Source organism: Leifsonia sp. NPDC056824 (assembly GCF_042789575.1).
Classification (GTDB): domain Bacteria; phylum Actinomycetota; class Actinomycetes; order Actinomycetales; family Microbacteriaceae; genus Leifsonia.
In genome coordinates this window covers 642,295-661,562 of record NZ_JBHUAV010000001.1, presented here as the reverse complement: position 1 = coordinate 661,562, position 19,268 = coordinate 642,295, and the positions used below count along the sequence as shown (strand labels likewise).

Below are 19,268 nucleotides of genomic sequence, written 5' to 3'. Positions count from 1 at the left end.
CGCCCCCCCAACCCCCCCCCCCCCCCCCCTATCGGAGTTAAACCGCCCAACCCCCCCCGGGTATCCCGGCTTTCACCCACGTCTCGATGTCAGCGGCGGGGGCGGCGGGCGGCGACGACGGGGTGGGCGCCGGTGTGGCCCTCGCGGGCCTGCGCGATGGCGAGGATGCGCGAGCGCTGGGCGTACCAGCCCAGGATCAGCAGGGGCACGATGACCACCAGCGACGCGACCGTGTACGTCCCGGTCGGGTAGTCGAACGCCATCAGCACGATCACCGACGCCAGGAACGCCAGCGTCAGATACGCGGTGAACGGCGCCCCGAACAGCCGGAACGACGGCCGCGCCAGCTTGCCCTGCAGCGACCAGCGCCGCAGCTGCATCTGGCAGAGGACGATCATCGCCCAGCTCGTCACGATGCCGAGTGCGGCCACGTTCAGCACGATGTTGAACGCCTCCGCCGGCACGATCAGGTTGAGGAAGACGCCGAGCACGCCGATCGACGCGGTCAGCAGGATGCCGCCGTACGGCACGCCACGCGTGTTCATCCGCCCCGTGAAGGCGGGCGCCGCGCCGGTCTGCGCCATCGAGTGCAGGATGCGGCCGGTCGAGTACATCCCGGCGTTCAGGCTCGACAGCGCCGCCGTGAGCACGACGAAGTTCATCACCGAGCCGATGATCGCGCTGAGCTGCGGGCCGCCGAGGTGGCTGAAGAACGTGACGAACGGGCTCTCGTTGCCGCTGTAGACGCTTGCCGGGAGCAGCAGCGCGAGCAGGAGCACCGACCCGCAGTAGAACACCGCGATGCGGAAGACCACGCTGTTGATCGCCCGCGGCATGATCTTCTCCGGGTTCTCGGTCTCGCCGGCCGCGATGCCCACCAGCTCCACGCCTGCGTAGGCGAAGACGACGCCCTGCACGAGCACGATCGCCATCCCGATCGTGGCGACGCCGTGCGGGAGCAGCCAGCCGTTCTGCGCGAGCATCGCGAGCCCGGTCGGTCCCTGGTCGGTCGGCCAGCCGGCGGAGAGCACGATGATGCCGACGACGAGGAAGGCGACGAGCGCGCCGACCTTGATGATCGCGAACCAGAACTCCATCTCGCCGAACACCTTCACCGAGATGAGGTTGAGGCTCACGACGACGACCAGCGCGATCAGCGCGAGCAGCCACTGCGGCACCGACGAGAACAACTGCCAGTACTTCACGTAGAGCGCGACGGCGGTGGAGTCCACGATCGCCGTCATCGCCCAGTTGAGGAAGTACATCCAGCCGGCGACGTACGCCATCTTCTCGCCGTAGAACTCGCGCGCGTAGGAGACGAACGAACCGGACGACGGCCGGTGCAGCACCAGCTCGCCGAGCGCGCGCAGCACCAGGAACGCGAAGAACCCGCACACCGCGTAGACGAGCACGAGAAGCGGTCCGCCCTGCTGGAGCCGGCCTCCCGCGCCGAGGAAGAGGCCGGTGCCGATGGCGCCGCCGATCGCGATCATCTGGAGCTGTCGCGCCGACAGCGCCTTGTGGTAGCCCTCCTGCTCGCTGGAGAAGTCCTGCACCGCCTGGGACACGTCGCCCAGGTGCTCGCGGCGGTTCTCCAGGTCGTCTGCGGGGTCGTGCGGTGTGTTCTGCGTCATTCGGCGCCTCCCGTGGTCCGGCGACCCACCATACCCGGCGACTTCTCACCCCCTGCAATCGCCGAGGGGCACGTAGACGCCCTTAAGAGGCCGTTTTAGGGGCGTCTACGTGCCCCTCGGCGGGGTGGATCGGGTGGATCAGGCGACCGCGAGGAGGGCCGCGGCGGCGACCGCGAGGACCAGCCCGACCCACTGCACGGGTGCGATCCGCTCGCGCAGCACCAGCGCCGCCAGCACGATCGTGCCGGCCGGGTAGAGCGCCACCAGCACGGACATCATGGTCAGGTCGCCCGCCCGCAGCCCGAGCAGGATGAGCACGTTGGCGGAGGCGTCCAGCAGCCCGGAGCCGAGCGCGAGCAGCACGCCGCGCCGGGTGAGCCGCCGGGCGGAGCCGCGCACGGCCAGGACGCCGATGACCGTCCACATGATCGCCGCGTTGACCGTGCGGTTGGCGACCAGCGGGACGAGCCCCGAGTCGGCGGGGGTCTGGTTCAGCATGATGAGGAACACGCCGATCAGCGCGCCCGCGGCGACGGCCATCCCGAGCGCGCGGCCGCTGGGACGCACGGCGCCGCGCTCCGGGACGAAGCCGACCAGTACGACCGCGACCAGCGCGAGGCCGAGCGCGACGTAGCCGATCGGGGCGAACCGGTCACCGCCGGCGAGGCCCCACACCATCGGCACGACCGCGGACACCAGCGCGGTCAACGGCGACAGGATGCTCATCGGCCCGATCGCGAGGCAGGCGTAGAGCAGGGCGACCGCTGCGGCGCCGACGACCCCGGAGGCCGCACCCCAGCCGAGTGCGGCGGCCGACCAGACGCCGCCGACGAACGGCAGTGCGGCGAGGAGCAGCGCGAGGCCGCCGACTGCGCCGAGGGCGGTGGTGCGCAGGGGGCCGATCGCGCGCGCGGCGAGGCCCCCGACGAAGTCGGCCGAGCCGTAGACGAGAGCGCTGAGCAGGCCGAGGATCGCGGCCGGCATCAGGCCGCCGTCGCCGGGCTGGGGAGGGACGCGGTGCCGGGCTGGGGGTGCGTCCGCATGGGGCGATCGTAGCGGAGGGCGGGGGTGCGCGCGGGTTCGTCCTCCACGGCTTCGTCCTCCACAGCTTCGTCCTCCACAGCCGCGCTGCCGACGCCAGTTCTCCACAGATTCGCGGAGCGGGACTCGCGGTCGGCGGCGGTCGTTACGATCGAGGGATGAGCAGCAACACATGGGAGCCCGACGACCGGGAGGCGCCGCCCTTCGACGAGCCGCCGTTCGACGCCGAGCCCCCGCTGCCCGACTTCGGCGACGACCCGTATGGGGACGTGCCGTTCTCTGACACGCCGGTGGCTCCCTCGGCGGGCCGGTCGGCCGCCGCGCCGCGGACCCCGCAGGCGACACCCGCCCGGTTCGCCTCGCCCGCCGAGGCGTTGCAGACCGTGTTCGGCTACGACTCCTTCCGCGGACAGCAGGCCGAGATCATCGACCGCGTGGTGGCGGGCGGCGACGCCGTCGTGCTCATGCCGACCGGCGGCGGCAAGTCGCTCTGCTACCAGATCCCCTCGCTGGTGCGCGAGGGCACGGGCGTCGTCGTGTCGCCGCTCATCGCGCTCATGCAGGACCAGGTGGACGCGCTGACCGCCGTCGGCGTGCGCGCCGCGTTCCTCAACTCGACCCAGGACGCCGGACAGCGGGCCGCGGTCGAGCAGGCCTACCTCACTGGTCAGCTCGACATCCTCTACGTCGCGCCCGAACGGCTCTCGAGCGAGGCGACCAAGCGCTTCCTGGAGCGCGGCCGCGTCGCGCTGTTCGCCATCGACGAGGCGCACTGCGTCTCCCAGTGGGGCCACGACTTCCGGCCGGACTACCTCGCCCTCTCCGAGCTGGCGGACCGCTGGCCCGGCGTCCCGCGCATCGCACTGACGGCGACCGCGACCGAGGCGACCCACCGCGAGCTCACCGAACGCCTGCGGCTCGAGGGCGCCGAGCACTTCGTCTCCGATTTCGACCGGCCGAACATCCAGTACCGCATCGTCCCCAAGGTGGAGGTGCGCAAGCAGCTCCTCGACTTCATCACGGGCGAGCACCCGGGCGAGGCGGGCATCGTCTACGCGCTGTCCCGCAACTCCGTTGAGCGCACCGCCGAGTTCCTGGCCGGCCGCGGCCTCACCGCCCTCCCGTACCACGCCGGCCTCGACGCCCAGACCCGCGCGCGCACCCAGTCACGGTTCCTGCGCGAGGACGGCGTGATCGTCGTCGCGACCATCGCGTTCGGCATGGGGATCGACAAGCCCGACGTGCGGTTCGTCGCCCACATCGATCTCCCCAAGTCCGTCGAGGGCTACTACCAGGAGACCGGCCGCGCGGGCCGCGACGGCCTCCCGTCGACCACCTGGCTCGCCTACGGCCTGCAGGACGTCGTGCAGCAGCGCCGCATGATCGACGACTCCCCCGGCGACCTCGCCCACCGCCGCCGGCTCACGCAGCACCTGGACGCGATGCTCGCACTCTGCGAGACCGTCCAGTGCCGCCGCGTGAACCTGCTGAACTACTTCGGCCAGCGCGCGACCCCCTGCGGCAACTGCGACACCTGCCTCACGCCGCCCGAGACCTGGGACGGCACCGTCCCGGCCCAGAAGCTGCTCTCGACGGTGGTCCGGCTGCAGCGCGAGCGCAACCAGCGCTTCGGCGCCGGCCACCTCATCGACATCCTGCGCGCCAAGCGCACCCCGCGTGTCGACCAGTACGGGCACGACGGCCTGGCCACCTGGGGAATCGGCGACGACCTCGGCGAGAGCCAGTGGCGCGGCGTGGTGCGCCAGCTCATCGCCCAGGAACTGCTCAAGCCGGAGGGGGAGTACGGCGTCCTCGCGCTGACCCCAGCGAGCGCCGAGGTGCTGTCGGGAGGTCGGGAGGTCGTCCTGCGGCGCGAGCCCGAGCGCCCGGCCCGCTCCTCCCGCGGCGGCCGGTCGGCGGCGCCCTCGGACCTGGCGCCGGCCGACGCCGGTCTCTTCGAGGCGCTGCGCGCCTGGCGTGCAGGCGAGGCGAAGACGCAGGGCGTCCCCGCCTACATCGTCTTCGGCGACGCCACGCTGCGCGCGGTCGCGTCCGCCCGGCCCTCGACCCTCGCCGACCTTGACGGCATCAGCGGCATCGGCGCCAAGAAGAAGGAGACGTACGGGGAGGCGCTGCTTGAGGTGGTGGCGGGGGAAGGCTAGAGCGGAGGCCTAGTCCGGCGCCCCCACCTCATACTCCAGCGCCACCTGCCCACCCGGGTGGATGCTCGACGACACGAGCCTCAGCGCCGTGACCGGCAAGGACTCGGGCACGATGCCGCGCCCGCCGCCGAGGACGCTCGGCAGGATGCGCAGCCGCAGCACGTCGACCTCGTCCGCCAGGAACGCCGCGTCCGCCAGCCGCAGGCTGCCCCAGAGGATGATCTCGCCCGGGTACGCCGCCTTCAGGCGCCGCAGCGACTCCACGACGTCCCCGCGCTCGACTGTCGCCGCCGGATAGTCGCCCCACGGCGCCGCGTCGAGGCTGTTGCTCAGCACATGCTTCGGGACGCGGTTGATCAGCCCCGCGATCGGGTCCTCCTCCTCGGAGGCCGTCGGCCAGTAGGACGCGAACATCCGGTACGTGTTCGCGCCGAGCACGATCGCGGACAGGCCCGCGAGCCGCCGGAGCTGCTCCCGGTCGGCCTCGCCGCCGGTGGACTCCGGCGTCAGGAAGCTCATGCCGCCCTCGGCGTCCTCCGCCGTTCCGTCCGCCGACACGATCTGCTCCACGATGAGCCGCGCCATCCCGTCCCCCTTCGACGCGGCCACCCTAGGACCGGCGAAACGGCTCGGTCAAGGCGTTCGCGAACTGCACAGACTCACGGGAAAAACCAAGCACTAGTCGGTTTATGATCGGAACCGTCAACCCGTGACGCCCGAAGGAGTGCGAATGACCGACACGACCGCCACCGAGACCACCGCCGCCGACCTCCCCGTCGACCCGCGCTACCGCGACGCGAGCCTCCCGCTCGACGAGCGGGTCGAGAACCTGCTCGGCCAGATGACCCTGGAGGAGAAGGCCGGCCTGTTCTTCCAGACCATGATCACAATCGGCGAGGGCGGCTCTGTCGCCGGCCCGAACCCGCTGTTCGGGATCGCGGACAGCGCCGAGATGATCCGCGACCGGCACATGTCGCACTTCAACGTCTTCGGTGCCGCGAGCTCGGCCGCCGAGATGGCCGAGTGGCACAACCGCGTCCAGGAGGTCGCCGCGAGCACCCGCCTCGGTATACCGGTCACGCTCTCCACCGACCCGCGGCACTCGTTCAGCGACAACCCGGGCGCCGCCATCATGGCGGGCCCGTTCTCGCAGTGGCCGGAGACGCTCGGCCTCGCGGCGATCGGCGACGAGGAGCTCGTGGAGCGCTTCGCCGACATCGCCCGTCAGGAGTACACCGCAGTCGGGATCCGGGTCGCCCTGCACCCGCAGATCGACCTCGCGACCGAGCCGCGCTGGGCGCGCCAGGTCGCCACCTTCGGTGAGGACCCGGACCTCACCTCCCGGCTCGGCGCCGCGTACATCCGCGGTTTCCAGGGCGCCGAGCTCGGCCCGGACTCCGTCGCGACGATGACCAAGCACTTCCCGGGCGGCGGCCCGCAGAAGGACGGCGAGGACCCGCACTTCCCGTACGGCCGCGAGCAGGTCTACCCGGGCGGGGAGTTCGAGACGCACCTCAAGCCCTTCGAGGCCGCCTTCGAGGCGGGCACCAGCCAGATCATGCCGTACTACGGGATGCCGGTCGGCACCGAGCACGAGGAGGTCGGCTTCGGATTCAACAAGTCCGTGATCACCGGCCTGCTGCGCGAGCGCTACGGCTTCGACGGAATCGTCTGCACCGACTGGGGGCTGCTCACCGATGCGGAGATCGGCGGCCAGCCGTTCCCCGCCCGCGCCTGGGGCGTCGAGCACCTGTCGACGCGGGAGCGGATGCAGAAGATCCTGGACGCCGGAGCCGACCAGTTCGGCGGGGAGGCCATTCCGGACCTCCTCATCGACCTGGTTCGCAGTGGCGAGCTGGCGGAGGAGCGCCTGGACGTCTCCGCGCGTCGCCTGCTGCGCGAGAAGTTCCGGCTCGGCCTCTTCGACGCGCCGACCGTCGACCCGGCCCGCGCGGCAGAGGTGGTCGGCAGCGCGGCGTTCGTCGCGGCGGGGGAGGCCGCGCAGCGCGCCTCGGTGACGCTGCTGAAGAACGAGGGCGTCCTCCCGCTCGCCCGCGGTGCGAAGGTGTTCGTGCACGGCTTCGACCCGGAGGCCGTGGCCGGCTACGCGACCGTCGTCGCCAGCCCGGAGGAGGCCGACGTCGCGCTGGTGCGCCTGCACGCACCGTACGAGGAGCGATCGACCATGTTCGAGAACTTCTTCCACGCGGGCTCGCTCGACTTCCCGCAGGAGACGGTGGACGAGGTCCTCGCGATCGCGCGTGCGGTGCCGACCGTGCTGGAGGTGTTCCTCGACCGACCGGCCATTCTCACGCCGTTCGCGGGCGACGTGCGCGCCCTCGCGGCCGACTTCGGCGCGAACTCCGCGGCCCTGCTCGACGTGCTGTTCGGGGAGGCCGCACCGCAGGGCCGCCTCCCGATGGACCTGCCGTCGTCGATGGCGGCGGTGGTCGAGAACCGCCCGGACGTGCCCTTCGACACGGCCGACCCGCTGTTCCGCTTCGGCCACGGCCTGAGCTACTGACCCAGCACGTTCCAAGCATCCCCCCTGGTCGCCCCCGGATCCGAGGCGTACAGTCCCGGTTCCGTGGGGCGATCAGGGAATCTTTCGCCCCCGTCCACGGTTATGTCAGGTGGCATAATCCCGCGACGATCTCGAAGGAGGGATGAAGTGGCACGAAGGATAGAAGAGCTCGAGGACGAGACCGGCGCAATCATCAAGTACAGGCGGCACGCGAACGGGAAGGGACTCGTGTCCCCCACGGCCCGTGTGGCCGAGTCGGCGCGCATCGAGCCGACCGCCTACGTGGAGGCCGACGCCCGCGTCGGGCTGGACGCCTATATCGGCGCCGGAAGCTGGATCGATTCGGGCGCGACGATCGGCGACCGCACCTTCGTCGGCGCCAACGTCCACATCGGCAAGGGCTGCATCATCGGCAGTGGCGTGCGCATCGGCAGCAACGTGAAGGTGGGCGAGAACGCCATGATCGGAAACGGTGCCCGCGTCGACCGCGACGAGCAGCTCGCGCCGGGGACCGTCATCGAGCTGCGCGGCGCGACCGCCGCGCGCGCGGCCCTCGCAGCGCTGCCCCGCGAGGCGCGCCCGACCCGCCGGGCGGCCTGAGCCCGTAACAACCACCGGCCCGTCTTGTCCATACCCGATGACGTTCGGGACGGCGATTTGGAGCTTCCCACAAACGGCCCGCGGACCTCGCGGGCCGTTTTTGTCGCCTCCGCACCGACGGTTTCTCCTCATCGCAGCCCGGCCGTAGCGTGACGATGACCCCGAGACATCGAAGAGGAACCTCATGGTTGACACCGCAGAGCGCGCACCCGAGAAGCCCCGCACCTCCACCCCCGTCGTGGACGCGGCCGAGAACGAAGCGGCCGCCGCAGCAGCCGCGACCGCTCCGGCCGGCGCCGCGCCGCACGTCGACGTGGAGGCGCTGGGCCGCCAGCTCCTCGGCACCTGGGCGGAGGTCCGCCTGGCCTCCCGAGCGCTCTCCTCGCAGCCCGAGCTGCAGAAGGTGGAGGGGCTCTCCGTCGCCGACCACCGCAAGCGGGTCTTCGGGCAGCTCAAGCTGCTGGTCGACCACGGCCAGGTGCATCGCGCCTTCCCGAAGGCGGTCGGCGGCCTGGAGGACCACGGCGGCAACATCGCTGCGTTCGAGGAGCTCGTCGCGGCCGACCCGTCGCTCCAGATCAAGTCCGGCGTGCAGTGGGGACTGTTCGGTGCCGCGGTGCTGCACCTCGGCACCGAGTACCACCACACGACCTACCTGCCGGGGATCATGTCGCTCGACGTGCCGGGCGCCTTCGCCATGACGGAGACCGGCCACGGCTCGGACGTCGCCGCGATCGCAACCACCGCGACCTACGACCCCGAGACGAAGGACTTCGTCCTCGACACCCCGTTCCGCGGAGCATGGAAGGACTACCTCGGCAACGCGGCGGTCGACGCCACCGCAGCGGTGGTCTTCGCGCAGCTCGTGACCAAGGGCGTCAACCACGGCGTGCACGCGTTCTACGTGCCGATCCGCGACGCGAACGGCGACTTCCTGCCGGGCATCGGCGGCGAGGACGACGGCCAGAAGGGCGGCCTCAACGGCATCGACAACGGCCGGCTGCACTTCACCGGCGTCCGCATCCCGCGCACCGACCTCCTCAACCGCTACGGCGACGTCGCGGAGGACGGCACCTACACCTCCCCGATCTCCAGCCCCGGCCGGCGCTTCTTCACGATGCTGGGCACGCTCGTCCAGGGCCGCGTCTCGCTCGACGGCTCCGCGACCATCGCGGCGAAGATCGGCCTGAAGATCGCGCTGACCTACGGCGACCAGCGCCGCCAGTTCACCGCGGGCAGCGACACCGACGAGGAGGTCGTGCTCGACTACCAGCGCCACCAGCGCCGGCTGCTCCCGCTGCTGGCCACGACGTACGCGGAGAGCTTCGCGCACGAGATGTTCCTGCACAAGTTCGACGACGTGTTCAGCGGCAAGACCGACACGGACGCCGACCGTCAGGACCTGGAGACCATCGCGGCGGCGCTCAAGCCGCTCAGCACCTGGCACGCGCTGGAGACCCTCCAGGAGGCGCGCGAGGCGTGCGGCGGCGCGGGCTTCCTGACCGAGAACCGGATCACCTCGCTGCGTCAGGACCTCGACATCTGGGTGACGTTTGAGGGCGACAACAACGTCCTCCTGCAGCTCGTCGCCAAGCGCCTGCTGACCGACTTCAGCCGCAAGTTCGCCAAGGCCGACGCCGGCGCGCTCGCGCGGTACGTCGTCGTGCAGGCGGCCGGCAAGGCGTACCACGGCTCCGGCCTGCGCAGCGTCGGCCAGACCGTGCGCGACTTCGGCTCCACGGCCCGCGCGGTCAACTGGCTGCAGGAGTCCGCCACCCAGCGCGAGCTGCTCACCGACCGCGTCGAGACGATGATCTCGGAGATCGGCGGACGGCTGCGCCCGGCCTCCAAGCTGGGCAAGAAGGCCGCGGCCGACCTGTTCAACTCGCAGCAGAACGAGCTGATCGAGGCGGCCCGCGCGCACGGCGAGCTGCTGCAGTGGGAGGCCTTCACGGAGGCCCTGGACCAGGCTCCGGACGCCGGCACCAAGCAGGTGCTGACCTGGCTGCGCGACCTGTTCGGCTTCGGGCTCATCGAGAAGCACCTGGCCTGGTACCTCATCCACGGCCGCCTCTCGCCGCAGCGCGCGCAGGCGGTATCGGCGTACATCGACCGGCTGCTGACTCGCATCCGCCCGCACGCGGTCGACCTGGTCGACGCCTTCGGCTACGGCCCCGAGCTGGTGCGTGCGAAGATCGCGAGCGGCGCCGAGGCCGAGCGTCAGGCCGAGGCGCGGGCGTACTACGCCGCACGCCGCGCCGACGGCACCCTCCCGACGCCCGAGAAGGCGCCGACGAAGCGCCGCTGACCATCTATCTGACAGGACACGCCGCCTCGCGAGCTCGCAAGGCGGCGTGTTCTGTCAGTTAGGTGGCGTCCGAGGGGACGCAACACGCCGCCTGCGGTGCGCCGACGCGGCGTGTTGCGTCCCCTCTCGGGCGCGGCTAGAGCAGGCCGAGGGCGCGGACGGCGTCGCGCTCGGCCACGAGCTCGGCGACGGAGGCGTCGATGCGCACGCGCGAGAACGCGTCGATCGCGATGCCCTGGACGATCTCCCAGCGGCCGTCGACGCCGCGCACCGGGAACGACGAGATCAGGCCCGCCGGCACGCCGTAGGAGCCGTCGGAGACGATCGCGGCGGAGGTCCAGCGCTCGCCGGTGCCGTCCACCCAGTCGCGGACGTGGTCGATGGCGGCGCTCGCCGCGGAGGCCGCCGACGACGAGCCGCGCACCGCGATGATCTCGGCCCCGCGCTTCGCCACCCGCGGGATGTACTCCTCCGCGAGCCAGCCCTCGTCCACCAGCTCGGTCGCGGGCCTCCCGTTCACGGTCGCGTGGCTGAGGTCGGGGTACTGGCTCGCCGAGTGGTTGCCCCACACGATGACGCCCTCGATCGCGGCGACCCGGACGCCGAGCTTCGCCGCGAGCTGCGCGACCGCGCGGTTGTGGTCGAGCCGGGTCATCGCGGTGAAGCGCTCGGCGGGGATGTCCGGCGCGTGCGCGCTCGCGATGAGCGCATTGGTGTTGGCGGGATTGCCCACGACGAGCACGCGCAGGTCGTCGGCGGCGACGTCGTTGAGCGCGGCGCCCTGCGGGCCGAAGATGCCGCCGTTGGCCTCCAGGAGGTCGGCGCGCTCCATCCCGGCGGTGCGCGGCCGGGCGCCGACGAGCAGGGCGACGCTCGCGCCGTCGAAGGCCGTGCGCGGGTCGTCGGTCACGTCGACCCCGTGCAGCAAAGGGAAGGCGCCGTCCTGCAGCTCCAGGGCGGTGCCCTCGGCGGCGCCGAGCCCGGCCGGGATCTCCAGCAGCCGCAGCCGCACCGGCACGTCGCGCCCGAGCAGCTGCCCGGAGGCGATGCGGAAGAGGAGGGCGTAGCCGATCTGTCCACCGGCGCCGGTGACGGCGACGGTCACGGGGGTGCTCATGCGGCGAGCCTAGCGCTGTCGGCAACGGAGGACATCCGCTCGCAACGACCCCCCTCGTGGCAGTTTACGGAGGAGGGGCGGCCCCATTCAGGGAGGATGTCCTCCGTTGTGCGCGTGTGCGCGGGGGTGGGAGGGGTGGGCGCGGCGCGTGGGGGAGCGGGGGGTGCGCCGCTACAGTCGCACCATGCGCACTCTCTACCCGGAGATCGAGCCGTACGACAGCGGGATGCTGGACGTCGGCGATGACCAGCAGGTGTACTGGGAGACCAGCGGGAACCCGGACGGCAAGCCGGTGGTGTTCCTGCACGGCGGCCCCGGCGGCGGCACCACGCCCTCCCACCGCCGGCTGTTCGATCCCGAGCGGTACCGGATCATCCTGCTCGACCAGCGCAACTGCGGTCGCAGCCTGCCGCACGCGAGCGACCCGGACGCCGACCTGTCGGCGAACACCACCTGGAATCTCGTCTCCGACCTGGAGAAACTGCGCGAGCACCTGGAGGTCGAGCGCTGGCAGGTGTTCGGCGGCTCGTGGGGCAGCGCGCTGGCGCTCGCGTACGCGGAGACGCATCCCGAGCGGGTGACCGAGCTGATCGTGCGCGGCATCTTCACGCTGCGCCCGGCCGAGCTGGAATGGTTCTACGAGGGCGGCGCCGCGGCGCTGTTCCCCGACCTGTGGGAGGGCTTCGTCGAGCCGGTGCCGCCGGCGGAGCGCGGCCACCTGATCCGCGCGTACAGCCGGCTGCTCGCCGACGAGGACCCGGCCGTGCACGGTCCGGCCGCCGTCGCCTGGTCGCGCTGGGAGTCGTCCACGATCACGCTGCTGCCGCGGCCGGAGGTCGTCGAGACCTTCACCGAGGAGAAGTACGCGGTGGCCTTCGCGCGCATCGAGAACCACTACTTCGTGAACGGCGGCTGGTTCGAGGAGGACCAGCTCATCCGCGACGCGTACAAGCTGGAGGGCATCCCCGGCGTCATCGTGCAGGGCCGCTATGACGTCTGCACGCCGGCGATGACGGCGTGGGACCTGCACAAGGCGTGGCCGGCGGCCGAGCTGAACATCGTGGCGGACGCCGGGCACGCGTACGACGAGCCGGGAATCCTGGACGCGCTGATCGAGGCGACCGATCGGTTCGCCGGCGATGCGGACGCCGACGGAGACGACGAGGACGAGGCCACGGATGCCGAGGACCTCGACGACGACGTCGCGGACGACGAAGCCACCGACGAGGAGGACGAGGGCGAGGAGGACGAGGGCGAGAAGTAGCCCTCGCTCAGCCGGCGAGGGCCGCGAGGGCCTTCCTGAGCTGCGTGGACGAGGTCGTCATCGTGTACGGGAAGTACACGACCTCCACGCCCACCACGGCGAACTCCCGTTCCAGCCGGAGCCCCTTCTCGGTGCCGCGCCAGTCGTCGCCCTTGAAGAACACGTCGAAGCGCAGGTCCCGCCACATGTCGAGCTTGTCCGGGACGGTCTCGGCGACCGCCTCGTCCACGTAGGCGATGTGGCGCACGATCTCGATCCGTTCCGCGAGGGGGATGACCGGGTCGACGCCCTTGGTGAGCCGCAGCATCTCGTCGGAGACCACGCCCGCGATCAGGTAATCGCACTCGTTCTTGGCGTGCTTGAGGATGTTGAGGTGTCCGATGTGGAACAGGTCGAACGCTCCTGCGGCATAACCGACGCGCATGCTCACTTCGATTGCCCCCTTCGGGTGAGGTATCCTCACCTAGTTTGGCGAATTAGTGAGGATTTGTCACCCCCCAATCCGGACGGGCCGGCCGGGCATGCGCGCGGGGTCAGCCCTTCGTGGCGAGGAGGGCCGCCGCGATGACTTCGGTCGCCGCCGCGATCTGCGCGAAGGCCGCCTCGTACGCGGCGTCGCCGAGACCGTACGGATCGAGGACGTCGCCCTCCGCGTACCCGCGTCGCGTCGACCGGCTCCGGCTGACCACGCCGGCCGGCGGCCGGTGCGCCGCCGCCCACTCGACCAGCCCGGCGGGTGTGAGCGTCGACGGGTCGGCCGCGCGCACGGCGTCCGCGAACTCGGTGAGCGTGAAGGCCCGGCGGACGGTCGACGGTGCGTGGTCGGTGACCCAGGCCCGATGCTCCCGGGTCGCTGTGAGGATGAGGCCGGCTCCGGTCAGCAGCTCGGCGGCGGCCTGTCGCGCGGCGAAACCGCCGACGTCCACACCGTGGGCCTCGAGCAGTTCGTCCATCGGCGGGTTGACCGGCCAGCCTGTCATGGCGTGCGTGCCGGCGGACGACACCGCGAAGCGCCCGTCCGCGCCGGCCAGGTCGTGCGCCAGCAGGAGGTCCATCGCCGGGGAGCGGCAGATGTTTCCGGTGCAGATGGCGAGGATCTCGAAGCCCGTCGATGCCGTCATGCTGCCATTCTGGCCGAAGCGGAAGGTGGCACCCGAAGAGGGGGTCATTGCTCTCTGGCGCGACGCGCTAGCACACGATAAAATCTCTTGAGCTGTGCGCGCTCTCAGGCAGCGTCTGATAGGTTGCCATTCAATACTCCCGCGCAGAAGGCTTGGTCTCACTTTCTCGCTCTCCGCGACGAGCAGCATTGGAAACCCCCCTTCCATGGCATCAGCACGACACCGCTCCGGCGGTATGCATTCCCCTGCCCCCCGTAAAAACCGAAACCTCTTGATCGCCGGCGTCGCCGGCGCCGCCGCGACGGCGCTCGCCGTCGTCGGCCTCCCCGCCCTGACGGCCACGGCCGCCCCGACCAGCTACGCGACCGGCGCGCAGATCGTCTCCGACGACTTCTCTCGCACCACCGCCGCGGGCTGGGGCTCCGCCCCCGTCGGCGGCGCCTACAAGGTCAACAGTGCGTCGTCCTTCTCCGCGAAGAACGGCGTCGGAACGATGGCCCTCCCGAAGCCGGGCACCTCGCTCACCGCGGGGCTGCCCTCGGTCTCGGCCGGCGACGTCACCGCCTCGGCGACGATCGACGTCCCGACGATCCCGACCAGCGGCAACGGCGTCTTCGCCGGCGTGCAGCTCCGGTCGGTCAGCGGGTCGCACTACCAGGCCAACATCCGCGTCGGCAAGGGCGGCACCCTGAACCTCACGATCGTGCGCGTCAACGGCTCGACCGCGAAGCAGACGGTCGTCAGCCCGGAGAAGCGCATCGCGAGCGGCCTGAAGGCCGGCTCCGCCGTGCAGCTCCAGTTCCAGGCGACAGGCACGAACCCGGTCCACCTCCAGGCGCGCGCCTGGCTCGCCGGCGCCGCGCAGCCCGGCTGGCAGCTCACCGCCGACGACTCCTCGTCCGCCCGCCTGGGCGCCGCGGGCAGCGTCGCCGCCTGGTCGTACCTGTCGGCCGCCAGCGCCGTCACGCCCGTCGCCTTCGACACGCTCACCGCGTCGAAGCTGGTCCCGGTGGGCTCGAACCCGTCGAGCACCCCGGCGCAGACGCCCACGGCGACGCCGACGCAGAAGCCCACGTCGACTCCGACGTCGACGCCGACGTCCACGCCGTCGTCCACCCCGACCTCGACGCCCTCCGCGCCCGTGACGTCCAACCCGTCGCCGGCCACGAGTGGTGACCCGGCCATCGACACCTCCGGCACCCGCTTCGGCACCGGTGCGGCGGCCATCGGCAGCACGTCGTACGCCGTGCCCGCCGGCGCCATCGTGGTGTCCCCCGGCGGCAGCGTGCAGAGCGCGATCAACTCCGCCCCCAACGGCGGGACCATCGTGCTCCGCGGCGGCAGCTACCACGAGTCGCTGACGATCCCGGGCGGCAAGAAGCTGACCATCCAGTCGTACCCGAAGGAGGCCGTCTACCTCGACGGCAGCTCCGTCGTGTCCAACTGGGCGCAGAGCGGCTCGACGTGGAAGGCGACCGGCTGGAACCATGTGTTCGACTCCAGCCCGACCTTCACCCGCGGCGCTCCCGACGGCACGGCCGCCGGCTGGCGGTGGATCAACCCGGCCTACCCGATGGCGTCCCACCCCGACCAGCTCTGGGTCGGCGGCACGGCCATGAAGCAGGTCGCCAGCGCCTCGCAGGTCACCGCAGGCACGTTCTTCTACGACACCGCGGCGAAGGCCCTGGTGCTCGGCACGAACCCCGCCGGCAAGGAGGTCCGCGCGAGCGACCTCCAGAAGGCGATCACCGTCGGCGCCCCCGGCTTCACGCTCAAGGGGATCGGCGTCCGCCGCTACGCCCCGTCCGTCCCGGACATGGGCGCTGTGAGCTCCTACCAGGGCGGTGCGACGTTCGAGAACGACTCGTTCTCCGACATGGCCACCACCGGCGTCGCGCTCGGCGGCTCGGGCAACACCCTGCGCAACGTGACGGTCGCCCGTGACGGCCTCCTGGGCGTCCAGGCGAACAACGCGGACAACCTCACGCTGGACGGCGTGCTGGCCGCTGACGACAACGCGGAGCACTTCAACACCTCGCCGGTCTCCGGCGGCGTGAAGATCACCCGCTCGCGCAACATCACGGTCGTGAACAGCGCGTTCCTGCACAACCAGTCGCACGGCCTGTGGTTCGACGAGTCGGTCTACAACATGAACGTGGCGCACAACGACTCGCTCGGCAACCAGGGCAACGGCATCGTCGTGGAGATCTCGGCCACCGCCAAGATCGCCGACAACGTGGTGTCCGGCAACGCGTCGGACGGCCTCAAGCTGAACAACATCAGCAACGCGCAGGTCTGGAACAACACGCTGACGAACAACACCGGCCGCAACCTGGACATCACCCAGGACGCACGCCGCGGGAACAGGGCATCCGACGCCGGTCACGACCCGCGCCAGGCGTTCCCCGACCCGACGATGACCTGGATCACCGGTCCGGACACGATCCGCAACAACGTCATCTCGGGTGGTTCGGGCAACTGCCTGCTGTGCGTCGAGGACTACGCGCACCTCCTCTCGGCCAGCCAGATGGGCGTCGACGCGGACTACAACCTGTACAGCCGCCCGTCCGCGAGCGCGCCGAGCTGGTTCGCGATCTGGTCCACCGGTTCGGGCAACCCTGCGATCTACACCTCGTTGTCGGCGTTCACGTCGGCCACCGGCAAGGGCGGGCACAACACGCTCGTCCAGAGCGCGCCGCAGGGCGCCGCCCAGCCGAACGTGGCGTCGGGGGGAACCCCGACCGGCATCCCGTCGGCCATCGCCTCGCTCGTCGGTCGCGCGACCGGGACGACGCACATGGGCGCGTGGTGATCCCCACCGCCTGACCCGCTCTCCGAGCACTCGACGCCGCCGGGCCCTCCGCCCGGCGGCGTCGCTGCGTGCGCCCGGGGATTCGACGATCCCGCGTAATGGCTTCGCCTCTCTTCCGGTCTGTTCTTCCGAGTCCACGAACAGCTTGGAGAACTCATGCCATCACTTCGCCCATCCATCACTGTCACTGCGGCAGTGCTCGTCGCCGTCACCGCCGCGTGCGTGCCGGCGATCTCGGCCGCCGCTGCCACCGCGGCTCCGGCCTACTCGGTCGGCTCGCAACTCGTGTCGGACGCGTTCTCGCGCACGACCTCCAACGGCTGGGGCGCCGCTCCGGTCGGCGGAGCCTACGCCGTCAACGCCGCGTCGTCGTTCTCGACGGCGAGCGGGGTGGGGACGATGAAGTTCCCCGCTCCGGGAGCGACGCTGACCGCCTCGTTGCCGTCCGTCACGGCGGCCGACGTCACGACGTCCGCGACCATCGACGTCCCGACCATCCCCGCCAGCGGCAACGGCGTCTTCGCCGGCGTGGAGCTGAGGGCGACGGGAGGTTCGTACTACCGGGCCAACATCCGCGTCGGCTCGGGCGGCGTCCTGACCCTCACGATCGTGCGGGTGAACGGTTCGACCCAGACGACCGTCGCGCCCGAGGTGGGCATCGCCGGCGGCCTGAAGGCGGGCTCCGCCGTGCAGCTGCAGTTCCAGGCCACGGGCTCGAACCCAGTGCACCTTCAGGCGCGCGCCTGGGTCGCCGGCGCCGCGCAGCCGGGCTGGCAGCTCACGGCCGACGACTCGTCGTCCACCCGTCTGAGCGGCGCGGGCAGCATCGGCGCGTGGTCGTACCTCTCGGGGGCGACGCCCGTGCAGTCCGTCCAGTTCGACGCGCTCACGGCGTCGGCGCTGACGGCCGTCGTGGCGACCCCGGCTCCCGCGCCGACTCCGACACCCACCACGGCCCCGGCGCCCTCCGTCCCCGCTCCCGGCCCGGCCCCGGCCGCCTCCCCGTCGATCGACACGACCGGCACGCGCTTCACGACCGGGTCCGCCCCGATCGGCAGCACCTCCTATCCGGTCCCGTCCGGTGCGATCGTGGTCTCGCCGTCCGGATCGGACAGCGCGGCAGGCACCCTCGCCGCGCCGTACGCGACCGTGCAGAAGGCGCTCAATGCGGCTCCCAGCGGCGCGACCATCGTCCTGCGCCAGGGCAGCTACCACGAGTCGCTGACGGTCCCGGGAAGCAAGAAGCTCACCGTCCAGTCGTACCCGAAGGAGACCGTCTACCTCGACGGAAGCACGGTCGTCTCCAACTGGGCGCAGAGCGGCTCGGTGTGGAAGGCGACCGGCTGGAACCATGTGTTCGACTCCAGCCCGACGTTCACCCGCGGCGCTGCGGACGGCACCACGCCGGGCTGGCAGTGGATCAACCCGGCGTATCCGATGGCGTCCCACCCCGACCAGCTCTGGGTCGGCGGCACCGCCATGAAGCAGGTCGCCAGCGCGGCCCAGGTCACGGCAGGGACGTTCTTCTACGACACTGCGGCTCAGACCCTGGTGCTCGGCACGAACCCGTCGGGCGCGGAGGTGCGCGCGAGCGACCTGCAGAAGGCGATCACCGTCGGGTCCGCCGGGTTCACGCTGAAGGGCGTCGGAGTCCGCCGCTACGCACCCTCGGTGCCGGACATGGGAGCGGTGACCGACTATCAGGGCGGTGCGACGTTCGAGAACGTCTCGTTCACCGACAACGCCACCACGGGCGTCTCCCTCGGCGGAGCGGGAAACACGCTGCACGACGTGACCGTCGCCCGCAACGGCCTCCTCGGTGTGCAGGCGAACTACGCGGACGGCCTGCGGCTGGACGGCGTCCTCGCGTCGGGGAACGACGCCGAGCACTTCAACACCTCGCCGGTCTCCGGCGGTGTGAAGATCACCCGCTCCCGCACGGTCACGGTGGAGAACAGCGCGTTCGTCGACAACCTGTCGCACGGTCTGTGGTTCGACGAGTCGGTCTACGACCTGACGGTCGTCCACGACGACTCGCTGCGGAACGCGGGCAACGGCATCGTCCTGGAGATCTCGGCGAAGGCGACCATCGCGGACGACGTGGTGTCGCGAAACACCTCGGACGGACTCAAACTCGACGACATCGGCGGCGGCGTGCAGGTCTGGAACAACACGCTGACCGACAACACCGGCCGCAACCTGGACATCACCCAGGACGCCCGCCGCGGGAACAACGCGAGCGACGCGGGGCACGACCCGCGGCAGGCGTTCCCCGACCCGACGATGACGTGGATCACCGGCCCCGACACGATCCGCGACAACATCGTCTCGGGAGGCACGGGCAACTGCCTGCTCTGCGTCGAGGACTACTCGCACACGTACTCCGCGGCTCAGCTCGGCATCGACCCGGACGACAACCTGTATCGCCGGCCCTCGACGAGCGCACCGACGTGGTTCGCGGTCTGGTCGCGCGGTGCCGGGAACCCGGCGGTCTACAACACCCTCGCGGCGTTCACCGCGGCGACCGGCAGGGATGCGCACAGCACCCTCGTGGAGAACGCCCCCGTCGAGTCCACCACGCAGCTGGACGCCTCGGCGACCGGCGCCGCTGCGGCCCTCCCTGCCGCCATCGCAGCGCTCGTGGGCCACACCGCCGGCACGGCGCACCTCGGGGCCTGGTGACCC

At 71.3% G+C, this 19,268-nt stretch carries 14 protein-coding genes; 7 read left to right on the top strand and 7 right to left on the bottom strand.

Annotated features, from left to right (window positions below; all coding sequences use genetic code 11):
* Positions 1-89: 89 nt before the first annotated feature.
* The 3 genes from ACFRFH_RS03310 to ACFRFH_RS03300 form a co-directional block, all read right to left on the bottom strand.
* Positions 90-1,634: an amino acid permease gene (locus tag ACFRFH_RS03310; protein WP_382461586.1), complete on the bottom strand. Its 1,545-nt coding sequence runs from the start codon at positions 1,632-1,634 to the stop codon at positions 90-92.
* Positions 1,635-1,772: 138 nt separating this feature from the next.
* On the bottom strand, positions 1,773-2,618 hold the full coding sequence (locus ACFRFH_RS03305; protein ID WP_382461585.1) for an EamA family transporter: 846 nt from the start codon (positions 2,616-2,618) through the stop codon (positions 1,773-1,775).
* Complete coding sequence (locus tag ACFRFH_RS03300; protein WP_382461584.1) at positions 2,618-2,740, bottom strand: hypothetical protein; 123 nt, start codon at positions 2,738-2,740, stop codon at positions 2,618-2,620. Before ACFRFH_RS03300 ends, ACFRFH_RS03305 begins: the two co-directional genes overlap by 1 nt.
* Before the next feature lie 93 nt (positions 2,741-2,833).
* Between ACFRFH_RS03300 and recQ the strand changes: the two genes are divergently transcribed.
* A complete protein-coding gene (recQ, locus tag ACFRFH_RS03295) occupies positions 2,834-4,837 on the top strand; it encodes a DNA helicase RecQ (protein ID WP_382461583.1) in 2,004 nt (667 codons plus the stop codon).
* Between the two features lie 9 nt (positions 4,838-4,846).
* Here recQ and ACFRFH_RS03290 read toward each other — a convergent pair whose 3' ends face one another.
* On the bottom strand, positions 4,847-5,422 hold the full coding sequence (locus tag ACFRFH_RS03290) for a dihydrofolate reductase family protein (RefSeq protein ID WP_382461582.1): 576 nt from the start codon (positions 5,420-5,422) through the stop codon (positions 4,847-4,849).
* Between the two features lie 145 nt (positions 5,423-5,567).
* Here ACFRFH_RS03290 and ACFRFH_RS03285 point away from each other — a divergent pair, with 145 nt between their 5' ends.
* From ACFRFH_RS03285 to ACFRFH_RS03275, 3 genes are all read left to right on the top strand, one after another.
* Complete coding sequence (locus ACFRFH_RS03285) at positions 5,568-7,361, top strand: glycoside hydrolase family 3 protein (protein WP_382461581.1); 1,794 nt, start codon at positions 5,568-5,570, stop codon at positions 7,359-7,361.
* Between the two features lie 147 nt (positions 7,362-7,508).
* Positions 7,509-7,961, top strand: a complete 453-nt coding sequence (locus tag ACFRFH_RS03280) for a DapH/DapD/GlmU-related protein (RefSeq protein ID WP_382461580.1) — start codon at positions 7,509-7,511, stop codon at positions 7,959-7,961.
* A gap of 184 nt (positions 7,962-8,145) precedes the next feature.
* Complete coding sequence (locus ACFRFH_RS03275; protein WP_382461579.1) at positions 8,146-10,269, top strand: acyl-CoA dehydrogenase; 2,124 nt, start codon at positions 8,146-8,148, stop codon at positions 10,267-10,269.
* Between the two features lie 136 nt (positions 10,270-10,405).
* Here the strand turns inward: ACFRFH_RS03275 and ACFRFH_RS03270 are convergent, their stop codons facing one another.
* The gene (locus ACFRFH_RS03270; protein WP_382461578.1) at positions 10,406-11,386 is read right to left on the bottom strand and encodes a malate dehydrogenase; all 981 of its coding nucleotides are present in this window, start codon (positions 11,384-11,386) and stop codon (positions 10,406-10,408) included.
* Positions 11,387-11,570: 184 nt separating this feature from the next.
* On the opposite strand from ACFRFH_RS03270, the gene pip reads away from it, so the two are divergent.
* Positions 11,571-12,650, top strand: a complete 1,080-nt coding sequence (gene pip / locus ACFRFH_RS03265) for a prolyl aminopeptidase (RefSeq protein WP_382461577.1) — start codon at positions 11,571-11,573, stop codon at positions 12,648-12,650.
* A 7-nt stretch (positions 12,651-12,657) separates the two neighbouring features.
* Here the strand turns inward: pip and ACFRFH_RS03260 are convergent, their stop codons facing one another.
* Both ACFRFH_RS03260 and ACFRFH_RS03255 read right to left on the bottom strand, forming a co-directional pair.
* Entirely contained in the window at positions 12,658-13,080 is a 423-nt protein-coding gene (locus tag ACFRFH_RS03260) for an adenylyltransferase/cytidyltransferase family protein (protein WP_382461576.1), read from the bottom strand.
* Positions 13,081-13,183: 103 nt separating this feature from the next.
* On the bottom strand, positions 13,184-13,771 hold the full coding sequence (locus tag ACFRFH_RS03255; RefSeq protein ID WP_382461575.1) for a hypothetical protein: 588 nt from the start codon (positions 13,769-13,771) through the stop codon (positions 13,184-13,186).
* A gap of 271 nt (positions 13,772-14,042) precedes the next feature.
* Between ACFRFH_RS03255 and ACFRFH_RS03250 the strand changes: the two genes are divergently transcribed.
* Together ACFRFH_RS03250 and ACFRFH_RS03245 are read left to right on the top strand one after the other, a co-directional pair.
* Positions 14,043-16,583: a right-handed parallel beta-helix repeat-containing protein gene (locus tag ACFRFH_RS03250; protein ID WP_382461574.1), complete on the top strand. Its 2,541-nt coding sequence runs from the start codon at positions 14,043-14,045 to the stop codon at positions 16,581-16,583.
* A gap of 195 nt (positions 16,584-16,778) precedes the next feature.
* The gene (locus ACFRFH_RS03245) at positions 16,779-19,265 is read left to right on the top strand and encodes a right-handed parallel beta-helix repeat-containing protein (protein ID WP_382461573.1); all 2,487 of its coding nucleotides are present in this window, start codon (positions 16,779-16,781) and stop codon (positions 19,263-19,265) included.
* Positions 19,266-19,268: the final 3 nt, after the last annotated feature.